The organism is Mesorhizobium shangrilense (assembly GCF_040537815.1).
Lineage (GTDB): Bacteria > Pseudomonadota > Alphaproteobacteria > Rhizobiales > Rhizobiaceae > Mesorhizobium > Mesorhizobium shangrilense.
In genome coordinates this window covers 59,834-79,337 of the sequence record NZ_JBEWSZ010000001.1, presented here as the reverse complement: position 1 = coordinate 79,337, position 19,504 = coordinate 59,834, and the positions used below count along the sequence as shown (strand labels likewise).

Below are 19,504 nucleotides of genomic sequence, written 5' to 3'. Positions count from 1 at the left end.
CCATAGTTTGCTAAGGTGGTTCTGAGCGGGGAATGAATCCGGGAGGACCGTTCCATGGCAGGGAACTACGGCTCTTCAGAGCAGGATGACTGCTCTGAAACCAAACCGGACCGCGACACTACCGGGACTCCCGGGCTATTTGCGATCAACACGATCAGGCTGGTCAATGCCGACGATCTGCGTGCCGGGGTCGGCCTGGCGGTAAGCGCTCCGTTGTCTGTCGTGGATCCCAGCACGCGGCGCAATCTTAACGGTCAGACCAACAATCTGGCTGAGCAGGTCGGAGGCACCTCCGGGTGGCAATCGACCGACGAAACCTGTTGCCGATGAACTGCTCACTCAGTGATTTGGATCTCTCGACTGGATTCCAAGTGAGCACTCGAAGAGGACACCTGATGGCCGATTTGGTGAAACTAGTATTGAAAGTGGCGGTAGCAGCCTCGGTGATCGTGCTTGGCGGTATTCGCGCCCAAGCGGCCGATCTTGTTATCGCAATGCCGAACTGGTCGTCGGGCCAGGCTACAGCCAACATCCTGAAGGTGAGCCTCAAGAAGGAGTTCGGGATCGATGCAGATGTGGTGGAGATGGGCACTCTGATCGCGTTCGCCGGCCTGAACTCCGGCCAGGTGGACATCCATCCGGAGGTCTGGCTGCCGAACCTAGACAACCTCGTCAAGAAGTATGTCACCGATGCCGGTACGGTCGCGATCAGCCCGATCGGCGTTCCAGCCTGGCAAGGCATCTGCGCCAACCGGACAGCGGCCGACAAATACGGCTTCAAGGACATCTCCGACCTCAGTGATCCCAAGAAGACCGAGGCGCTCGACACGGACGGGGACGGCAAGGGTGAAATGTGGATTGGCGCCGAGACGTGGTCCTCGACCACGATCGAGCGCATCCGCGCCAACAGCTACGGCTACGCCAAGAACCTGTCGCTGCTGGAGATGCCGGAAGATGTGGGCATGGCGGCGGTCGATGCGGCGGAGGCGACGGATCGACCGATCGTCTTCGCTTGCTATGCGCCGCATGTGGTTTTCAAATTGCACGACATCGTCCGTCTGACGGAGCCGCCATACGATGCCGCCAAATGGAAAATCGTCCTGCCGACGGAAGACCCGCAATGGCTTTCGCAGTCGCAGGCGGCCGTTGGCTGGGACGCGGCCCACTACCACATCGCCTACGCGACTTCGTTGCGCAAGAAACATCCCGAGGTGGTCCGCTTCCTGGAGCATGTCGACTTCAAGCCGGAGGAGGCGATCGACATGAGCTATGCGATCCAGGTCGAGCGGCAGGCGCCCTCTGCATACGCCGAGCAATGGGTAGCCAAAAACGAGGCGCGCGTCGAAGGGTGGGCCAAGCAATGACCAGGTGGACGAAGACAAAGCTTGGCACGCAAGAACCGCCGAGGAAACCTCGCGGCAGGCATGCGGCAAGCCTCGCGGTCGTGCTGTCACTGGGGTTGGTTTTTTCCACCACCGCATCCCTTGCCGCGGGGACGCAGGTCTACGATCCCAAGACACGCATGTGGACGGACTACAATCGCACCAAGGCCTACCAGTACTACAAGCTTCACAAGCAGGTGCCGGATGCCTTCCGTCCTCAAGTGGTCAAGTTCCGGACCGCCGAGCAGCCCGGCACCATCATCATCGATGGCAACCAGCATTTCCTCTATCTCGTCCAGCCCGGCCAGCAAGCGATCCGCTACGGCATCGGGGTCGGCAAGGATGGCTTCGGATGGGCCGGCATCGTGAGGGTCGGCCGAACGGCGGAATGGCCGACCTGGACACCGCCGGCGGAAATGGTTGCCCGGGATCCAAACGCCCGGCCCTGGGCCAACGGCATGCCCGGTGGGCCCGACAACCCGCTCGGGGCGCGCGCGCTCTATCTCTATGAAGGCGACCACGACACCATCTACCGCATCCATGGCACGCCCGAACCGTGGACCATAGGATTGGATGTGTCATCGGGATGCATCCGCATGAACAATGACGACATCACCGATCTCTATTCCCGCGTCGCGGTGGGAGCGAAGGTCATCGTGTTGATGCAGGGTGCGGCCCTCTACAAGGGCGTGTGATCAAAGGACGGACATATGTTCGATAAACGGGGGACAAGATCATGGCGATAGCAATCGGCGGACGGATGAGGATGAGGCAGTGGGCGGTTCACGGACCAGCCACGATGGTCATCGCGGTGGCTCTTGCAGCGTGCCAGAGCGCACCGACACCCGACCAGATGTCGAGGACGAAGGTCGAAACCGCGCCGGCCGATCTCCAGCTTCTTTGCGCTGGCGCGGCGGCGAAAGCGAGTGGGGTCGATAGCAGCAAGGCGTTGCCGACCAGTTCGCGCAAGCTCGATTCCAAGAGCTACCAGGTCGAACTCAATGTCGCGGGAAAGCCAACGAGTTGCATCGTCGATACCGACGGCAAGGTGGCTTCGGTCCAGCCGGCCTGACGATCAAGAGCCGAATGCGTCGAAGCGGGGCGACCATCAAAATGTATTGGACGAGCATGTTCAGCCGGGCTCTGGCCCTGACTGTCACTCTATTTCTTTCGCTCCTGGTCATGCCCTTGATGACGTCAGGGGCTTCGGCCGAAGACCTCTCAAGCGTGGCGCGCGTCAAGAACTGGACCGGCGATTTCGACGGCATGGAGAAGCGCAGGGTTATCCGTATCCTCGTGCCCTATTCGAAGACGATCTATTTCATCGACAAGGGCAAGGAGCTTGGAACGGCGGTTGAACTCGGCCAGGCGCTCGAGGATTGGCTGAACAAGCGGCTGAAGAAGACCAAGGAGGTCGAGAGGATCCGGGTCGCCTATGTGCCTGTGGCCAGGAAGGACCTTCTGCCCGATCTGGCGGCGGGGCTCGGTGACATCGTCTCGGCCGACCTTACGATCACGCCGGCACGGCGGAAAATCGTCGATTTCTCCGATCCGATAGCCAGCGGCGTCATGGAGACGCTTGTGACCGGCCCTGCCGCGCCGCCTGTCGCCTCGCTGGACGATCTCGGCGGCAAGGAAATCTATGTCCGCGCGACCAGCAGCTACTACGAGCACCTCGTCGGGTTGAATGCCGGGCGGAAGGCGGCGGGCAAGCCCGAAATCATCGTCAAGAACCTCGACGAGAATCTTGAGGACGAGGACATCATGGAGATGGTCAACGCCGGGCTGCTGCCATGGTGCGTGGTCGACCGCTTCAATGCACGCATCTGGTCCCAGGTTTTCGACAAGCTGGTCGTGCATGACGACATCGCTGTCTCGACCGGCGGCGACATTGCCTTCGCCATCCGCAAGGACAGCCCGAAACTGAAGGAAGTGCTCGATGCCTTCGTCAGGGAACACAGGGTTGGAACCACCTTCGGCAACATACTGAAGAAGCGCTACTACCAGAGCGACAAGATGGTGCGCACGGCCTATGCGCCCGCGGAGATGGCCAAGTTCCAGGCGCTGTGGCTGGTGTTCCAGACCTACGCCAAGGAGTATGACTTCGATCCCCTCCTGCTCGCCGCCCAGGGTTTTCAGGAATCGCAGTTGAACCAGAGCCAGAAGAGCCCGCGCGGGGCGGTCGGCATCATGCAACTCCTGCCCTCTACCGCGGCGGACAAGGCGATCGGCATCGAGGGTATCGCCGACAGTCCGGAGCGAAATATCGAGGCCGGCGCAAAATATCTGCGCCATCTGTCGGGGGTCTACATCACCGACGATGGTCCGAGGCCGCTTGACCGGATGTTGCTGACGCTCGCCGCCTACAATGCCGGGCCAAACAATCTGAAGAAGTTTCGCAGCACCGCGACCCAGATGGGCCTCGATCCCAATGTCTGGTTCGGCAATGTCGAGAACGGCGCCGCCAGGATCGTCGGGCGCGAAACCGTCCAGTACGTCTCCAACATCTACAAATACTACATCGCATATTCGATGTATGTCGAAAGGCTCACGGCGCGGAAGGACGCAGGCAAGCCAACTCCCAACTGAGTCTCGATGACGCCACAGACTGGGTTCGACCCTTGCGGACGTTCCCTCACTCGGCAATCGAGCGGATGACCCGCGCCGGATTTCCTCCGACAAGGGTGTTCGGCGGAACGTCCCCGGTGACGACCGAACCCGCCGCGACGACCGAGTTCTCGCCAACGGTCACGCCGCCGATGATGGTCGCGCCGGCCGCGATCCAGACGTTTCTCTCGATCACGATGGGCTTTGCAATGACGCCGGCGCGCCGCTGCGAAGGTTCTATCGGATGGCCGGAGGTGATGATGCTCACATTCGGCCCGATCATCACATCGTCGCCGATGTCGAGCCCGCCAAGGTCATAGAAGGTGCAATTCTGATTGACGAAGACATTGCGCCCGACGGTGATATCGAGCCCGCCGGTCGTGTAGAACGGCGGGATCAGCATAAAACTGTCGTCCACCGTCTTGCCGATGAGATCGCTGAACAAGGCCCGGACTTCATCCGCGTCATTGTACGTCAAACGGTTGAGAGCGGCGGTGATCGCCATGGCTCGTTTGACATTTGCCGACATGGCCGCCGATTCCGGCGTTCTCCGGGGAACGATGATGGTGCGACCGTCGCTCGCCATTTGTTGTTTTCCTCCGGGTTCGAACGACCGTCCGGCGCATGACGGCCGCGCCGGGAATCACTGAAGCCGACCATAAGACCGAAGCATGGGTATCTGTTCAACCGGCCGGTCAAGCAGAGCCGATCGGTTCGATCCAGGGCTCTGATTACTTTCCGCCCACTTCCAGATCACGATCCAGGAACACCTGGTCGCACAAGGGGATGCCGTCGACGAGCAACCCTTCCGCGTATCCGCTCGCCGGGCCGAAGGCGTCGCGCACGATCCGCTCCATGCGGAACCCCTGAAGCTGGTAGAAACGCAGATTGCCGGTATCGGCGGCGGCGGTCGAAACGACCAGGCGGCGGCCATGACGTTCGCCGCAGAACACCACCGCCGCCTCGGTGAGGGCACGGCCGATGCCCTCGCCTTGCCTTGCTTGGCTCACCGCCATGCTCTTCAGCTCGAACACGCCGACCTCATCGGTCTCGATGATCTGCGCATGGCCGATGACGGCATCGCCGTCGCGGGCCACCAGCACCTCGCCAAGCGCGATGTAGAAGGCAATCTGCGTCGGGGAATCGTCGGCCAGGACAAAGAGCGGCAACAGTGCGGCACGGTCGGCTTGGTATATTTCGATATGCATGGCCAACCCCGGCGAATGATGAGGCGCAGCCTCATACGGCGCGCCGCCGCGAATGCCAACATCGATGGTGCGACAATGCCCTGATCACGGCGTCACGCCCAACTCGCGAAGCGCGGACCTGGCCGCATGGTATTCGTCGAAGCCTTTGGGACAATCGCTGATGGCGGCGCGGTAGAGCCGCAGCGCTTCATCGTTTTGCCCCTGCAGCCGGCTGAGTTCGGCCGTATAGAAATTGGCCTCGCACACCTGTCCGGTCTTGGTGGTCACGTCCGGATCTTCGGCTGCCTTCATATGCTGCCGGCGGGCGTTACTCGGCCGGATCGGCCGTCATTTCCGCTTCGATCACGGCAATCGGCGCGGTGCTGCCGCCGCTGTTGCCCACCACATAGATACGATTGACCGGATCATAGGTGATCGCGACACGCTCTCCTGGAGCAAGATCATGGAGCCGCGCCCCAGGCACGAACCTGAATTTCCGCCCGTCCGGCAGTGTCGCCACTCCGTCTTTCCACCGGCGGCGGTTGCGAAATCGGGCTTCGATTCGAATGCTGGTGCGCACGCCCAAGGGAAACAAATTCCTGGCCAGAACACGCTTTTTCATGAACACCCCCCGGTGCTGTTGCGCGACGGGATCTGACCCTCGCTTGACGAACTTCAACCGAAGATGGGGGAAAAGCCGGCCGCACGCATCCCCCAGATGGGTGATTTTGGCACCATTTCTGGGTGGTTCCGATACCATTTCTGGGTGGTTCTGGCCGACGGTTCGGGCTTTGATGGCGCGCACCAACACTCTACAGGCGACTGAAGCGGCTGAGGCTCGCATAATTCTTGCGCGGGCCTTTGACCCGCCAGCCTTCTGCCCATTCGTCCGGACCGCGAAACAGGAAACGCCCGATATAGACATCCGAGCCGCAATCATGACGAACGGTCTGCGAAGCACGCCCGTCAAGGCTGATGAAGGCGGAACCGTCGGCACGCTGGACAAGGATGGTGTCGCCCAGCCTTTCCAGCCTGTAGCTCCGGCTTGCCGGCAGCGTGCGGTCGCCAAGGCGGATTTCGCCGCTTTCCGTGAACGCATCAGCCGTCACCACCGCCTGTCCGGAAAACACGCAAGGCGGGCCGCCATTGAAGTCGATCACCGTGCGGCGAACGTGCCACGAGCCGATGAAGGCATCGGCCGGCAACGCCGGCGCGTCGCCCTGTGCAGGCCTTGGACGATCGATCGCGTTCATGGGCTTTGCCGTGGTAGAATACCCGTGATCCTCTTTGTATCCGTAATAATACAGCATTTCGGCTCGTACGTGCGTTCAGGACTCCCGCACGCCCAGAGGGGCGCTGAACTGGGTCTCACTTTCGCTTTTGCATGCCTTGCGAAAGCGGTGCACTGACATGCGGGCGCCAGCCATGCACGCGGTCGCGGCCCGCCGCCTTTGCGCCATAGAGCGCTTCGTCGGCGCGCCGCAGCAACTCGGCTCTTTCCATCGACGGCCCGGACACATCGAAAGCCGCCACTCCGATGCTGATCGTCACGATCTTCATTTCGCTTGCATCGTGCGCCAACCGGAGGTCGCGCACCGCGCGCCTGAGATTTTCGGCAATCAGGAACGCGCCCCTCGCATCTGTCTCAGGCAGGATCACCGCGAACTCCTCGCCGCCATAGCGGGCGGCCGAATCCGCCGGTCGGCGCGCCGTGGCCTGGATGCATCTGGCCACGGCGCGCAGGCAGTCGTCGCCTGCCGGATGGCCGTAATAGTCGTTGAACCGCTTGAACCAGTCCACGTCGATGAGCAGCAGGCTGAGCGGTGTCGCGTTTCGCTGGCTGCGCGCGAACTCGAGCATCAGGGAGTCGTCGAAAGCCCGGCGCGTCATCAGCTCGGTCAGTCCGTCGCGGTGCGCCAGAAGGCTCAGCTTCTCGTTGGCTGCGAGCAACTCCGCCTCGACTTGCTTGGCGGCGGTAATGTCCGAAATCACGCTCAGGCTGCCACCGTCGTCGGTCGGCCTCGTCCTGATATCCAGCCACCGCTCGTCCCCCAACCTGATCTGGAGGTTGCTGGCGATCTTGCATGACCCGATGATGCCTTCGATCCATTCCTCGATCTTGCCCGGCGGCACGATCTCCTCGCCGCGCTCGGCCGCCACGCGAAGGATATCGCGATAATCGGCGCCCGGCTGCCTCACATCGGCGGTCAGGGGAAACATTGCGCGATACTGGTCGTTACAGAGCCGCAACTTGCCTTCGGCATCGAACATGACGAGCCCATCGGCCATGTGCGTCAGGGCATTGGTCAGCCTGACCCGGCTGTCGGCCAGTTCGTTCTCAAGGTCCTTGCGCGCGGTGATGTCGCGGTTGTGAGTGATCATGCCGATGATCGCTCCTGCCTGATCACGAAACGGCGCCTTCATCGTCGACAGCCAGCCGAAAACATCGCCTCTGTGATGAAGCCGTTGTTCGATGGTGGAAGGTACGCCCGCCTCGAGAATGGCGAGCTCGTCCTCGCGGAACTTCCGCGCCGTCTCTTGCGGATAGAAATCGAAGTCGGTCTTGCCGATCAGTGCACCAGCGTCGGGCGCATGCATGAGCATTGCCGTGGCGGGATTGGCGGCGATGAACCGGCCGTCGAGATCCTTGACGTTGAGGCAGTCGGGCAGCGCCTCGACGATGGCCTTGTAGATACGCTTGACGGCAAGCGCCTCGACGCGGCGCCTTTCCTGGTAAAGTGCAAGCCCGGAAATCACGATAGAGACGAAAACGAGAAGCGTGGTTGGAAGCGTTACGTCCGCCCAGACTGCCCGCATGATCGGCGACGGCAGTACAATCAGGCCAAGCGGGAACGCCGCCGCGGTGGCAGCGCCGAGAATCACGATGTCCGTCCTGCCGGGTGCGCGCCCCCTCAAGGCGAAATGGCCGGCCATGCCGATCACCGTGGCGATGCCTATCGTGGCGATGCCCGCGACAGAGCCGATGCCGCCCTCAAAGACACGGAACGCGACCGCCATCATACCGGCGATGACGCCCGCGATCGGCCCCCCGAAAAAGCCGGCCAAGGCAATCATCGTTCCGCGCAGATCCACGAATACACCGGGCTGGAGCGGCACGGGTGTCATCATCACGGTCACGGCGCCGACGCCCATGAGCACGCCGAACGCCGTGGTACGCACCGGCGCCGCCTTGCGCGTCAGCCACACATGCGTGTGGATCCAGACTGAAACGAACATCGCGACCACGGCGAGGTTCGCCAGAAGCTCGGACCAGGGCGAGCCCATTTGTGCGCCTCCAAATTCTCCTGCTTTTCGTCGCGCGAACCACTAGCTACGCCCCTGTAAGACAACAAAGTGTTACGTCGCTGCTCCATGCCGCGAGCGCCACTGGATCCTCGAAATGCACATGGCTTCGCCGGATTGTGCGTTCGGCGGTCTCTACGAGAGGCGCTGGAAGGCCAAGGGCGCGATCCGGCCGCCGCGTGACAGCGGAATTTCACGAAGTGCCGGGATAGTCCTCCCCTACACCACAGCCACGACCACATGGGCCTGGATTTTGGCTGTGACCTCGCCGTTGCCATGTCTGCGTGCGATCGCGGAGGCGGCGTAGTCGGTCGCGGCTTGCAGTTTTCCCGCGTCCCTGGCTTCGATTTCGCTGCGCAGAACAGTTCCCTGGCAATAGGCGATGGCGGGAAGGCGCGGCGAGGATGCGCGGCTTTGCTCGGCCCTCGTTTCGATCACCACGCGGGAGAAACCCGCGTCCTCCAGTTCGTCGCGGATCCGTGCCGTATCGTGGTAGCCGTGCGGCGTGCGTGCCAGAAAGCGCGGCGGATCGTTCGGAAAAATCTCTGCCAGGGCATTCGTCACGTCATCGGCAAATACATTCTCCTCGATGCGATCCCATACGTTGAACAGGAAATGTCCTCCGCGCTTCAGGACTCGCTTTGCTTCGCGGTAGCCGGATGGACGATCGGGAAAGAACATTGCGCCGAACTGACAACAAACGAGATCGAAGGCGGCATTTTCAAACGGCAGCGCCAGCGCGTCCGCTTGCAGCCATTTGATGCGACTGTCTGGGGCTTGTCGCGAAGCGGCGTAGTCGAGCATCGGCTGGTTGAGGTCGGTTACGATATAGCTTGCGCCGGGTGACAGTTTTGGCGCCAATGCGCGGGTGACAACCCCGGTGCCAGCGGCGATTTCCAAAACGGCTGTTGGCGAGAACGACGCCGCTCGTCGTGCAAGGTCCGCGGCGAACGGCTCGAAAATCAACGGCACCATATAGCGGTCGTAGTTTTCCGGAATCGAGCCGGCGAATACCTTGTCCGTTTCCAACATTACCGCCACCCTCCGTCCGATTGATGGTTGGCGAGACTAGCACATAACGATCCGCGCTGGTGGTTTTCGACCGAGAGGCGTCCAGCGCCCGTGTCGCCGCACATGCTCGTCTGGCCTTGATTCACATCAAGGTGGCCCTGTGACGGAGCGGGTAGCGAAGCTATATCAAGCTCAGCCTCCCAAGGCTCCCGTCACCCCAAGGGCGCGCATCGGCACTCGAATGCCCCTTTGCACAACAGGTCACATCATCATGTACAAGCATCTGCTTATCGCCACCGACGGATCGGAACTGGCCGAGAAGGGCGTTACCCACGGCCTGAAGCTGGCCAGCAGCCTCGGCGCCGCCGTCACCTTCGTCAATGTCACCGAGCCGTTCCCGATCTTCGCCTGGGGCGGCGCCATGGCCGGCTATGCCGCCGGTGATGAATTCGCCGCCTATGAGGAAAGCGCGCGCCAGTATGCCAAGGAGATGCTCGGCCGATGCAAGGAGTCCGCGGATGCACTGGGCGTTCATGCCAAGGTTCTGCATGTCGAAAACAGGAAGCCCGCCGAGGCGATCCTGGAGCTTTCGCAGGCCCAGGGCTGCGACCTGATCGTCATGGCCTCGCACGGGCGCCAAGGTCTGGGGAAGTTGCTTTTGGGCAGCCAGACGGCGGAAGTGCTGTCCTACACCGAGATCCCGGTGCTGGTGGTTCGCTAGCAGGATATGGCGCACAGGCGGCGCGAGCCGCCAATTCGCGAGAATATCAACGTGCGATATCCAATAATATCTTGGCGGCGACAACCCTTGGGGAACTTTCGGGCCTTGGGGAACTTTCGGGATAGAAAAGCATGAGCCGCAGTCACGCTGAAAACCATCTCGTCTCGCGCATCGGCTGGCTGCGCGCCGCCGTGCTGGGTGCCAATGACGGAATCGTCTCCACCGCGAGCCTCATCGTCGGAGTTGCTTCCGCCTCCGCCGCAAGTTCGGAAGTTCTGGTTGCTGGCATTGCCGGGCTGGTGGCCGGCGCCATGTCGATGGCGGCCGGCGAATATGTATCGGTCAGTTCCCAGTCGGATACCGAGAATGCCGACCTCGATCGAGAGCGTCACGAACTCCGGACCCAGCCGGAATTCGAGCGCGCCGAGCTGGCGCAAATTTACATAAAGCGCGGGCTGGAACCAGACCTTGCTCGCCAGGTGGCCGACCAGCTGATGGCCAGGGATGCGCTCGCAGCGCACGCCCATGACGAACTTGGCATCACCGAGATGACCACGGCGCGTCCGATCCAGGCAGCGCTAACCTCAGCGGCGACCTTCAGTGTCGGCGCGGCGATGCCGCTGCTGATGGTCCTGATTTCACCAGCCACAATGCTGGTACCCGCGGTCTCGGTGGCGTCCCTGCTGTTCCTCGCCTTGCTGGGCGCCATCGGCGCCAAGGCGGGCGGCGCCAACATCCTGCGAGCGACACTGCGCGTCACCTTCTGGGGCGCCTTCGCCATGGCCCTGACCGCCGGCATCGGTGCGCTGGTCGGCAAGGCTGTGTAAGCCATCGGCTGGACCGGTCGGCCAGGGCGTTCGCGAGAGTCGGTTCCTGTAGTGAAGAGTATCGTCAACCAGTGGATATCGACTCCCACATGACTGCAATCGGCCGACCCGACCTCAGCGATATCCATGCCGGCGACTGGGTCGATCGCCGGCTGCCCGCGGCGTGGCGGCCCTACACGAGGCTCGCGCGGCTGGACCGGCCCGTCGGCGTCTGGCTGACGCTTTTTCCCTGCCTTGCCGCGCTCATCCAGGCCACACATGGCTTGCCCGCGCTCTGGCAGTTGATCGTCTTCTGCCTCGGCGCCCTGCTGATGCGAAGCGCCGGCTCCACCGTCAACGATATCGCCGACCGTAACTTCGATGCGCATGTCGAACGCACCCGCTTCCGCCCCTTGGCCAACAGCCAGTTGCGCACCCACCAGGCCATTGCCTTTCTGATTGCCGAACTCGCGCTCGCGGCATCGCTGCTGTTTTTCCTGACCCCCTACACGCGCCTGATCGCACTCTGCGTGCTGCCGCTCGTCTTCATCTATCCGCTTTGCAAGCGCTTTACCCATTGGCCCCAGGCGGTGCTGGGGGCGGCGTTCAATTGGGGAATGCTGATGGCATGGGCTGAGGTGACCGGCCACGTGCCTGCCGGAGCCGTCATCATGTGGATCGGCGCCATCGCATTGGCAGATCGGCTATGACACCGTCTACGCCTATGTGGACGTGAAGGACGACACCCGCCTCGGCCTGAAATCGACGGCGATCCTGTTCGGCCGGAAGGGCAGGATCTGGATCGGCCTGTTCTACGCCCTCACCGTCGCATCATGGTCGCTGGGCGGCTGGCTGTCGGGCATGTCGCTGCCATACGCCGCGGGAATGGTGGTGATCGCCGCCCATCTCGCCTGGCAGACATGGCGTATCGACCTGCAACGCCCGGAGCTGAACTTCAGGCTGTTCCTGTCGAACATCCTGACCGGGCTGCTGCTGGCAGGCGCCGCGCTGGCAGGGACCTGGTAGACTGGCACGCCGGTGCCTCCACCGATCAGCTTTCGTAAAGCCCGCTTTCCACCGCCATAGCGCGATCCTGGCTCACGCCCTTCCCAAACGAAGACGCCAACACCGTTGACGTAACGGCTTCGCTTAGTTATAGAACCAATTAGTTCCAGAACTGATTGGTTCCGTAATGACTATTGAATTCTCCCTCGACCACACATTCGCGGCACTGGCCGATCCGACGCGTCGGGCCATTCTCGCCCGGTTGCTCGACGGCGAAGCGTCGGTCGCCGAACTGGCGCAGCCCTTCGCGCTGACCGTGCGCGCCGTTTCAAAGCATGTCGGCGTGCTCGAGCAGGCCGGGCTGGTCAGCCGCAGCCGGGCGGCGCAAAGGCATCTCAGCCGCATCGAGCTTACCCCCCTGCGCGACATCGACCGTTGGCTGGACGACTATAGAAAACTCTGGGAAGGCCGCTTCGACCGCATGGAAGACCTGCTGCGGCGCGAGGCGGACAAGACGCCATGAGCGCGCACGAGCCCATGGAAGCCGCCGCCGACCGCAGCTTCGCCATCGAGCGCACCTTCAACGCCCCGGTCGAGCGCGTCTTCCGGCTGTGGACCGATCCGCTTCTGGTGGCGCAGTGGTGGGGCATCAAGGACTGCACCATTCCGCATTGCGCGCTCGACGTCAGCGTCGGCGGCCGCTGGCGCATCGACATGCGCACGCTGAGCGGCGCGCTCTACCGCAACCAGGGCAGCTATCTCGAAGTCGTCGAGAACGAACGGCTGAGCTATTCCGACGAGCCGGATCCTGAAATCCGCGAATGGGCCGGCAAGCCTCCGGGACAAAGCCGCCACACCGTCACCTTCACGCCCGACGGCAAGCGAACCCATGTCCATTTCGAGGTGACGCTGGCGAGCAGCGCCGACCGCGAGCGCCTGCTGGCGCTGGGCATGCGCGGCGGCTGGATGCAAAGCTTCTACAGGCTGGAAGAGCTGATAGAGGGAACCCACCATGCTGACTGAAAACGCCCAGCCGGCAACGACACAAGCCGTCCTGTCGAGGGACGGAACGCCGATCGCCTGCGAGCGCCGGGGCAAGGGCCATCCGCTGATCCTCGTCGACGGCGCGCTCTGCTCGCGCAGCATGGGGCCGAGCGGCCCGCTGGCCAAGGCGTTGGAGAACCATTTCACCGTGTTCCGCTATGACCGCCGTGGCCGTGGCGACAGCGGTGACACCGCGCCCTACGCCGTCGAGCGCGAAGTCGACGACATCGATGCCGTGCTGCAGGCCGCCGGCGGCGAGGCCTATCTCTGGGGCATGTCGTCGGGCGCCATGCTGGCGCTGATGGCCGCAACCCGCCTGCCCGGCATCCGAAAACTCGCGCTCTACGAGGCGCCGCTGATCGTCGACGGCAGCCGCAAGACCACGCAAGCCGACTGGGCCACGATCCGGGCCGCCATCGCCGGGGGCCGGCGTGGCGACGCCGTGACCGCCTTCCTCAAATCGGTGGGCATGCCCAGTCTGCTCATCCTCTTCATGAAGCTGACGCCGATCTGGCCGAAGCTGAAGGCGGTGGCTGATACCTTGCCCCATGACGGCGCCATTGTAGCCGGCGATCAGCTCGGCAAACCGCTGGATCCCGCCCGCTGGGCCGGCGTGAATGTGCCGACGCTGGTGACCGATGGCGGAAAGAGCCCGACCTGGATGCGGCATGGCAACAAGGCGCTGGCCGACGCCCTGCCCAAGGCCAGCTACCGAACGCTGCCAGGCCAGAATCATATGCTGAAGCCCGCCGCGCATGCGCCGGTGCTGACGGCGTTTTTCAGCGAGCGGGATTAGCAACGCGGACGACCCCGTCTTCATCGGCATCGCAAAGCGGCACCGCCCATCGCCGGAAGGCTGATCCAACAAGGAGATCGACCATGCAGCTTCGCCACATCCTCATCAAGGTGGACGACCAGGACAAGGCTCTGGCCTTCTACACCTCGGTCATCGGCTTCGTGAAAAAGCACGACGACGATGGCGGCCGGGCCCGCTGGCTGACGGTCGTGGCGCCCGATGATGCCGAGGGCACCCAACTGGTGCTCGAACCCAACAGCGATGCGCCCGCGCGCGCCGCCCAGAAGGCGCTCCATGACGCCCATTTCCCGGCGGCACTCATCACCACCCGTGATATCCATGGTGAATTCGACCGGCTCACCCGCCTCGGCGTGAAATTCCTGGGGCCGCCGCAACGCATGGGTCCGGTAACTGCAGCCTTTTTCGACGACACCTGCGGAAATTTCATTGTGATGGCTCAGCCATCCGCCTGAGGCGCGGCGGCGCTTTCAACCCCGGCCGAACGCACTGCTGACCAGCTTCTTCAGCGCGCGCAGGCGTCGCTGCCGGGCGAACTTCGCCATGCGCAAGCGCACCGCATGCATGGCTTCTGCATGGATGGCGTCGACACTCATGCTGCCATCGCCGAGCAGCAAGCTCGGGCCCGACACCGAACGCATTATCCCGCGAAATGCCTTGGCATGCATATCGGCGTAGCGCGTGTAATCGACCCCCGCATCCCAACCGCGCGGGCGCGACATGACTGTTGGATTGTTGTTGATCTCGAAAGTCTGGACGCGCCCGTCCACCAGACCATAGTCGATGCGGCCGTAATCGATGCCAGCCAGGGAGAAAATCCGATCAAGTTGCGCCGCGTGCGGATTCTCTTTCGCATAGGCGATGCTTTCAGCACGTTCGGCATCGCCAAGGATGGCTTCCGAGAACTTGATGTACCAGGAGTGACTGCTGAAACAGTGTTGCGCGTAGATCTGGTCGCCAACCTTGAACGCCGCGTATTTGCGGAACCGGCCATCCGCCGAAGGGGCCGTGCCATATTCGACGATCATTACATCCGGGTCTTCACGGATGTAGGCCGGCAAGGCGGCGATCGCCTTTTCCAGCCCCTGCCCGCTATCGATCAACCCGGTCAAGGGTGGGTCGTGCCGGCTCTCCCAGCGCACGAAAACCGGGAAGCGCCGAATCTCATGGCGCTCGCCAAGCCGGTAGATATCGAAATCATTGAGTCCGGCGGCCTTCAAACGCTTCAGCAACGCGAAGCGGCCGAGGACGACGGCGGGGTTGTTGAGCAGGAGAAGCTCGGGATTGAGCGAGGCAATGCGTTGGTGAAGTGAATTGACCGCCTTCAACACAGGCGGAGAAAGCCTCTCGAAATCCGTGAAAACGAAGGTGCCGGGTGTAACGGTGCCAAGCCGCGCCGCGCGCTCGTAAGGGATGATCCGCACGAGATCGCCAAGCCCATGGTCATAATAGCCAAGCAGCACGCCGATCGTGTAAGCGTGTTGGCGCGTGCAGAAATAGTAGATCGGCCCCAGGTCGACGGTCATGGTCTGAAGCTGGTATCCGGGCGGGCACGGCGCATGCCCGACGAGATGGGACTTTTCGAAAGACGATGCACAGCGAGCTTTCTTCTGCCGTTGCGTTTGGGACCGCGGAACATCCCTGGCAAGGTGTTCGTGCCGGCGCCTTCAAGGGTGCCGCCGATACCTATGCGATCCATGACGAAATGCGGCGAGAAGCCCCCGTCTGGCAGGCGCCTTGGGGCGACGTCTACGTCACCCGATACGACCTGGTTTCCAACAGTCTCGTCAACCGCAAGCTCTCGCATGTGCCACCCGGCAGTGAGACAGCGGAGCCGCATTCGGCGATGCGCGACTGGCTCATCTATCAGGAAGGCAGCGCCCACGCCGCCCTGCGCAAGGCCCTGCAGCAACCCTTTGTCAGCAACGGCATGGCGGCATTGCGTCCGGTGATCGATGACGCGGTGAAAGAATTCATCGGCGATGCCTTGTCCGGAACCGTCGATGTCGTGGCCGCCTTCACGCGCGCGGTGCCCGAGCGCATCATCTGCCGGCTGCTTGGCGTACCGGCGCGAGATATGCCGATGATCCGGCAATGGTCGGGCGCGATCCGAACCATGCTTGACACCGGCTTCGACGACGCCTTCCTGGCCAGCGCAAACCCCGCCGACGAGATGTCCGACTATTTCGTCGCGCATGTCAGCCATCTGCTCACAGCCGGCCCCATGCCGCCGTTGCTGACCGGGCTTCCGAGCCTTGCCGACGCCCTGGGACTGGTGGCTGCCGGGCGCAACATCGCCTTCCTGGCTTTTGCCGGCCATGAGACCACGGTGCATCTCATCGGCAACATGCTGTTTCATCTGTCTCGCCAGCCGGACCAATGGTCTTCCATGCGGGCCAATCGGCGGCTTGCCGCCAATGCCGTTGCCGAAACGCTTCGGCTGGAAAGCCCGGTGCAAAAAATCTGCCGCTGGCCGCTCGAACCGGTCGTGCTCGACGGCCAGGAGATCGAAAAAGACCGCCTGTTGGTATTGCTGGTCGGCGCAGCCAACCGTGATCCGTCGCAGTTCCCCGCTCCCTCGCGTTTCGACATCGCCCGCACCGGCAAGCAGAACCTCGCTTTCGGCCGGGGCGCGCATGTCTGCATCGGCAGGGCGCTGGCTGAAATGGAAGGAGCCATGGTTCTGAACGCAATGTTGGACCGCTGGAAAACCGTTGAGCAGATCGATTCCCGATGGATGGACAATTCCTCCATGCGGGGGCTCGACAGTTTGGTTCTAAGTCTGATGGGGTGATCCGCGCGCCGCGCCAGCTCATCATCGCCGTTCACGCCGATGCATCCGCAAGGCCTTTGGCAAAGCTTGCCGCCCCGTACCGTTTCAAGTTCTTCACATCGAGCTCGGCCAGGCAAGCAAGTTCGACACCCCGATTATGACCGGGATTGGTTTTCAGGAAAAAGGCCGCGAAACGGTTTCGCACCGCGATCTCCTTCGCATCGGCCCACTCATCTCGCAAATGGCCTTGCGACGGACCGAAGTCGACCAGACCGGTGATCGGGTCGAAGGATCGTCCATAGCGCGCACGGGCTATGGCATCACGAACCTCTACCAGTCCCGGCTTGGCGTCTCCATCGATCGCCGGAACAAACTCGCGGAAGAAATTGGGCAAGATGCGGAATGTACGGTGCCCCTTGATGATGGGAAACCAGAACAACCGACCTTTGATCCTGGCCTTTGCAGCGCCGGCGGCCCGGAAGAAGCCACGTAGCAGGACGGGATCGCCCCAGCGCGAGGCGTCCAGAACAGTGTCACCGGAAAACAGATAGTGGATCGTCTCGGCGCCGATTGCATGTCGTCTCACAAGGTAGGTCGAGAACCCGATGATCGCCTTGTTGCGGCGAACAACAACAACGCCATCCTTTTCCGAGAGATCCCGCTCGAAACCATCACGATCAGTTGCGTCATAGTAGGTCTCGTACAACGAGAACATCTGGTTCCGGTCGGTGGTCCCCAGCCGTTCAACCGAAATTGTCGCGCAGTCGATAGTTTCCTCGCCGCTTACCGCATCCGACACGTACCGCTGTCCACCCCTTGAAACGTCAATCGTTTCAATATGACTCCGCAGCATGGATGTTCAAGGCGTAAAGGACGATTTACGGCCAAGTTCTGCTACATATCTTTTGGCAGGCTCAAATCTCCAGGCTGCCACCGCCGCCCGAATATTGAAATAGGCGTCGAAGGATGCGGCAACGCCAGTTGATGGCCCATATCTCGGAGGCCTTGAGCGCTGATTTATGGCTGCCGATACTTGCAGCTGAGATGGGAGCTTCTGAAAGATCGGTTTTGTAGGATCGCCAGTATTTATGTAGCATGATCTGTCGGATGCTCGTGCGCTTCGCCGAATCCGCGGTCAAGATTGTCGATCCCGGCGCAATATCAAAGCGCCGCCATAGGTCCCGCAGCGCGCCAGCCGGATCCGCCACCGCATCCTCGTAACGGACAAAAACAATTCTTTTACGGAGTGCTTCATCCGACCGCTGCGTTCTGACCGTGGCCAGATACGCTCGATTGTAAGTCCTGCACATGCGGGAGAGATTTTTGCTCGACGCCAGAGTCTCGCGCCTCGGCCAGAATTTTCGTTGCTTTTCACCAACCTTCAGGATCGACGCGATGACGTCCTTTGGTTCCCGAACGGAGACGGCGAATTTCGCTTCGGGCAATAGTCTTGCGACGAGCGGCAGCGTCGGCGCAACTTCAACCGTGCGCAATACGAGGCATGCCGGCTTTCCGGAATGCAGCCATGCGTCGTGCAGCCGATCCGTGACGAACTGACGCGTGACCGCCAAAAAATCGGCGTTTGACTTCGCGTAGTCGCTTACAAAAGCGCTTTCACTGTTGGAATACGTATGAAAGAGCTGAATGAAATCCATGATGTAGCGGGCAGGTGCGAGGCGTTCGCCTGCGTCAGGCGAGGTGGAAATCAGCCGATGAAGCAGCGACGTGCCGCTGCGCATGCTGCCGGTGACAAAGATCAATTTGAAAGGGAGTGGTGAAAGAGACATGATCACCGTTTCAAAAGGATAGAGATGAATGGACGGGTGACTGTGTAGCCATTGGTCCGGATGGACTTATCCGCCCAGGAGGTATCACGTCATTGCGGAACAACAATAGATGAATTCTTCCCATGTCAGATCTTTGCATATCACCCGTATTTGGTGGGCGAATGCGTCATGACACATGATCGGACAATACGCTTGTTGGCAGAGCATTCGCCTTGCGATATCCGCGTCCGCCATGGCATCAGTCCCGGGCAGCGGACAGAACCACAGTGAGCATGACCCGACGAACACCAACCGGGCGCAGGCCCGCAATCAGCCAGCCCGCCGCCAGCAGGCCGTCGATCACAGGCGTCAGCCTCAATCGCGCTCTGTCAAAACTCGGCCTGTGCTCGCGCACGCAGGCCGAAGTGCTGATCGCCGAGGGGCGTGTGCGCGTTAACGGCAAGGTGACCGGCAACGCCTCCGCCCGCGTCGACCTCAACCGCGACCGTATCGTCGTCGACGACAGGCCGGTGGTTGCCGAGCGCAAGGTCTACCTGATGCTCAACAAGCCGCGCGGGCTGGTCACCACCCGCGACGACCCGCAGCAGCGCGACACGGTCTATGCCTGCCTGGAAGAGCTCGACCTGCCCTTCGTCTCGCCGGTTGGCCGGCTCGACAAGGCGAGCGAAGGCCTGCTGCTGATGACCAACGACACGCGCTTCGCCAACCGGTTGATGGACCCGGCCTCGCATTTGCCCAAGACCTATCATGTGCAGGTCGACACTGTGCCGGATGAGACGATGTTGGACAAGCTGCGCGCCGGCACGACGGTCGACGGCGAGACACTGACCGCCAATTCGATCGCGCTTTTGCGCAGCGGCGGCCGCACCGCATGGCTGGAGATCGTGCTCGACGAAGGCCGCAACCGCCACATCCGTCGCCTGCTCGCCGCTCACGACATCAAGGTCAAGCGCCTCATCCGCATCGCCATCGGCCGCCTTGAGCTGGGCGACCTCGCCAAGGGCACGGCGCGGCACCTGACGCCGGAGGAGATGGCGCTGCTGGGTGACTGAGCGACGCGTCGC

23 protein-coding genes and 1 pseudogene are annotated in these 19,504 nt (G+C 62.1%); 14 read left to right on the top strand and 10 right to left on the bottom strand.

Translation table 11 applies throughout. From position 1 onward, the window contains the following. Window positions 1-54 precede the first annotated feature (54 nt). The 5 genes from ABVQ20_RS00460 (at window position 55) to ABVQ20_RS00440 (ending at window position 3,971) form a co-directional block, all read left to right on the top strand. Window positions 55-330: a hypothetical protein gene (locus tag ABVQ20_RS00460; RefSeq protein WP_354457535.1), complete on the top strand. Its 276-nt coding sequence runs from the start codon at window positions 55-57 to the stop codon at window positions 328-330. 65 nt (window positions 331-395) lie between these two features. Next, on the top strand, window positions 396-1,364 hold the full coding sequence (locus ABVQ20_RS00455) for an ABC transporter substrate-binding protein (RefSeq protein WP_354457534.1): 969 nt from the start codon (window positions 396-398) through the stop codon (window positions 1,362-1,364). Then, window positions 1,361-2,077 (top strand): L,D-transpeptidase, encoded by a 717-nt coding sequence (locus tag ABVQ20_RS00450; protein WP_354457533.1) that lies wholly within the window; start codon window positions 1,361-1,363, stop codon window positions 2,075-2,077. Before ABVQ20_RS00455 ends, ABVQ20_RS00450 begins: the two co-directional genes overlap by 4 nt. A 65-nt stretch (window positions 2,078-2,142) precedes the next feature. Continuing rightward, window positions 2,143-2,454 (top strand): hypothetical protein, encoded by a 312-nt coding sequence (locus ABVQ20_RS00445; RefSeq protein WP_435528403.1) that lies wholly within the window; start codon window positions 2,143-2,145, stop codon window positions 2,452-2,454. Window positions 2,455-2,495: 41 nt separating this feature from the next. After that, entirely contained in the window at window positions 2,496-3,971 is a 1,476-nt protein-coding gene (locus tag ABVQ20_RS00440) for an MltF family protein (RefSeq protein WP_354457531.1), read from the top strand. Window positions 3,972-4,017: 46 nt separating this feature from the next. Here ABVQ20_RS00440 and ABVQ20_RS00435 read toward each other — a convergent pair whose 3' ends face one another. The 7 genes from ABVQ20_RS00435 to ABVQ20_RS00405 form a co-directional block, all read right to left on the bottom strand. Then, a complete protein-coding gene (locus ABVQ20_RS00435; RefSeq protein ID WP_354457530.1) occupies window positions 4,018-4,575 on the bottom strand; it encodes a sugar O-acetyltransferase in 558 nt (185 codons plus the stop codon). Window positions 4,576-4,720: 145 nt separating this feature from the next. Continuing rightward, window positions 4,721-5,197 carry a GNAT family N-acetyltransferase gene (locus ABVQ20_RS00430; protein WP_354457529.1) on the bottom strand — a complete coding sequence of 159 codons (477 nt, stop codon included), beginning with the start codon at window positions 5,195-5,197 and terminating at the stop codon, window positions 4,721-4,723. Between the two features lie 84 nt (window positions 5,198-5,281). Continuing rightward, complete coding sequence (locus tag ABVQ20_RS00425) at window positions 5,282-5,464, bottom strand: hypothetical protein (RefSeq protein ID WP_354457528.1); 183 nt, start codon at window positions 5,462-5,464, stop codon at window positions 5,282-5,284. A 40-nt stretch (window positions 5,465-5,504) separates the two neighbouring features. Then, a complete protein-coding gene (locus tag ABVQ20_RS00420; RefSeq protein ID WP_354457527.1) occupies window positions 5,505-5,798 on the bottom strand; it encodes a hypothetical protein in 294 nt (97 codons plus the stop codon). Window positions 5,799-5,988: 190 nt separating this feature from the next. Further along, the gene (locus ABVQ20_RS00415) at window positions 5,989-6,429 is read right to left on the bottom strand and encodes a DUF6314 family protein (RefSeq protein WP_354457526.1); all 441 of its coding nucleotides are present in this window, start codon (window positions 6,427-6,429) and stop codon (window positions 5,989-5,991) included. Window positions 6,430-6,544: 115 nt separating this feature from the next. Next, window positions 6,545-8,461, bottom strand: coding sequence for a diguanylate cyclase (locus ABVQ20_RS00410; protein ID WP_354457525.1), 1,917 nt, complete (start codon window positions 8,459-8,461; stop codon window positions 6,545-6,547). Between the two features lie 237 nt (window positions 8,462-8,698). Further along, window positions 8,699-9,511, bottom strand: coding sequence for a class I SAM-dependent methyltransferase (locus ABVQ20_RS00405; RefSeq protein WP_354457524.1), 813 nt, complete (start codon window positions 9,509-9,511; stop codon window positions 8,699-8,701). A gap of 250 nt (window positions 9,512-9,761) precedes the next feature. Here ABVQ20_RS00405 and ABVQ20_RS00400 point away from each other — a divergent pair, with 250 nt between their 5' ends. The 7 genes and pseudogenes from ABVQ20_RS00400 (at window position 9,762) to ABVQ20_RS00370 (ending at window position 14,335) form a co-directional block, all read left to right on the top strand. Continuing rightward, window positions 9,762-10,211, top strand: coding sequence for a universal stress protein (locus ABVQ20_RS00400; RefSeq protein ID WP_354457523.1), 450 nt, complete (start codon window positions 9,762-9,764; stop codon window positions 10,209-10,211). A 131-nt stretch (window positions 10,212-10,342) separates the two neighbouring features. Further along, on the top strand, window positions 10,343-11,038 hold the full coding sequence (locus tag ABVQ20_RS00395; RefSeq protein WP_354457522.1) for a VIT1/CCC1 transporter family protein: 696 nt from the start codon (window positions 10,343-10,345) through the stop codon (window positions 11,036-11,038). Between the two features lie 89 nt (window positions 11,039-11,127). Then, window positions 11,128-12,043: pseudogene (ubiA, locus tag ABVQ20_RS00390) on the top strand (4-hydroxybenzoate octaprenyltransferase). Window positions 12,044-12,209: 166 nt separating this feature from the next. Further along, complete coding sequence (locus tag ABVQ20_RS00385) at window positions 12,210-12,545, top strand: ArsR/SmtB family transcription factor (protein WP_354457521.1); 336 nt, start codon at window positions 12,210-12,212, stop codon at window positions 12,543-12,545. After that, window positions 12,542-13,045, top strand: coding sequence for an SRPBCC family protein (locus ABVQ20_RS00380; RefSeq protein ID WP_354457520.1), 504 nt, complete (start codon window positions 12,542-12,544; stop codon window positions 13,043-13,045). Before ABVQ20_RS00385 ends, ABVQ20_RS00380 begins: the two co-directional genes overlap by 4 nt. Next, window positions 13,035-13,862 (top strand): alpha/beta fold hydrolase, encoded by an 828-nt coding sequence (locus ABVQ20_RS00375; protein WP_354457519.1) that lies wholly within the window; start codon window positions 13,035-13,037, stop codon window positions 13,860-13,862. The genes ABVQ20_RS00380 and ABVQ20_RS00375 overlap by 11 nt, the downstream gene beginning before the upstream one ends. 83 nt (window positions 13,863-13,945) lie before the next feature. Next, on the top strand, window positions 13,946-14,335 hold the full coding sequence (locus ABVQ20_RS00370; RefSeq protein WP_354457518.1) for a VOC family protein: 390 nt from the start codon (window positions 13,946-13,948) through the stop codon (window positions 14,333-14,335). Between the two features lie 15 nt (window positions 14,336-14,350). Here ABVQ20_RS00370 and ABVQ20_RS00365 read toward each other — a convergent pair whose 3' ends face one another. Further along, window positions 14,351-15,406 (bottom strand): hypothetical protein, encoded by a 1,056-nt coding sequence (locus ABVQ20_RS00365; protein ID WP_354457517.1) that lies wholly within the window; start codon window positions 15,404-15,406, stop codon window positions 14,351-14,353. 65 nt (window positions 15,407-15,471) lie between these two features. Between ABVQ20_RS00365 and ABVQ20_RS00360 the strand changes: the two genes are divergently transcribed. Beyond that, the gene (locus tag ABVQ20_RS00360) at window positions 15,472-16,674 is read left to right on the top strand and encodes a cytochrome P450 (protein ID WP_354457516.1); all 1,203 of its coding nucleotides are present in this window, start codon (window positions 15,472-15,474) and stop codon (window positions 16,672-16,674) included. Between the two features lie 31 nt (window positions 16,675-16,705). Here ABVQ20_RS00360 and ABVQ20_RS00355 read toward each other — a convergent pair whose 3' ends face one another. Then, on the bottom strand, window positions 16,706-17,506 hold the full coding sequence (locus tag ABVQ20_RS00355; protein WP_354457515.1) for a hypothetical protein: 801 nt from the start codon (window positions 17,504-17,506) through the stop codon (window positions 16,706-16,708). Between the two features lie 61 nt (window positions 17,507-17,567). Next, window positions 17,568-18,440, bottom strand: coding sequence for a sulfotransferase family protein (locus tag ABVQ20_RS00350; protein ID WP_354457514.1), 873 nt, complete (start codon window positions 18,438-18,440; stop codon window positions 17,568-17,570). Window positions 18,441-18,712: 272 nt separating this feature from the next. Between ABVQ20_RS00350 and ABVQ20_RS00345 the strand changes: the two genes are divergently transcribed. Beyond that, window positions 18,713-19,492 (top strand): pseudouridine synthase, encoded by a 780-nt coding sequence (locus ABVQ20_RS00345; RefSeq protein WP_354457513.1) that lies wholly within the window; start codon window positions 18,713-18,715, stop codon window positions 19,490-19,492. The last annotated feature ends 12 nt before the right edge of the window (window positions 19,493-19,504 follow it).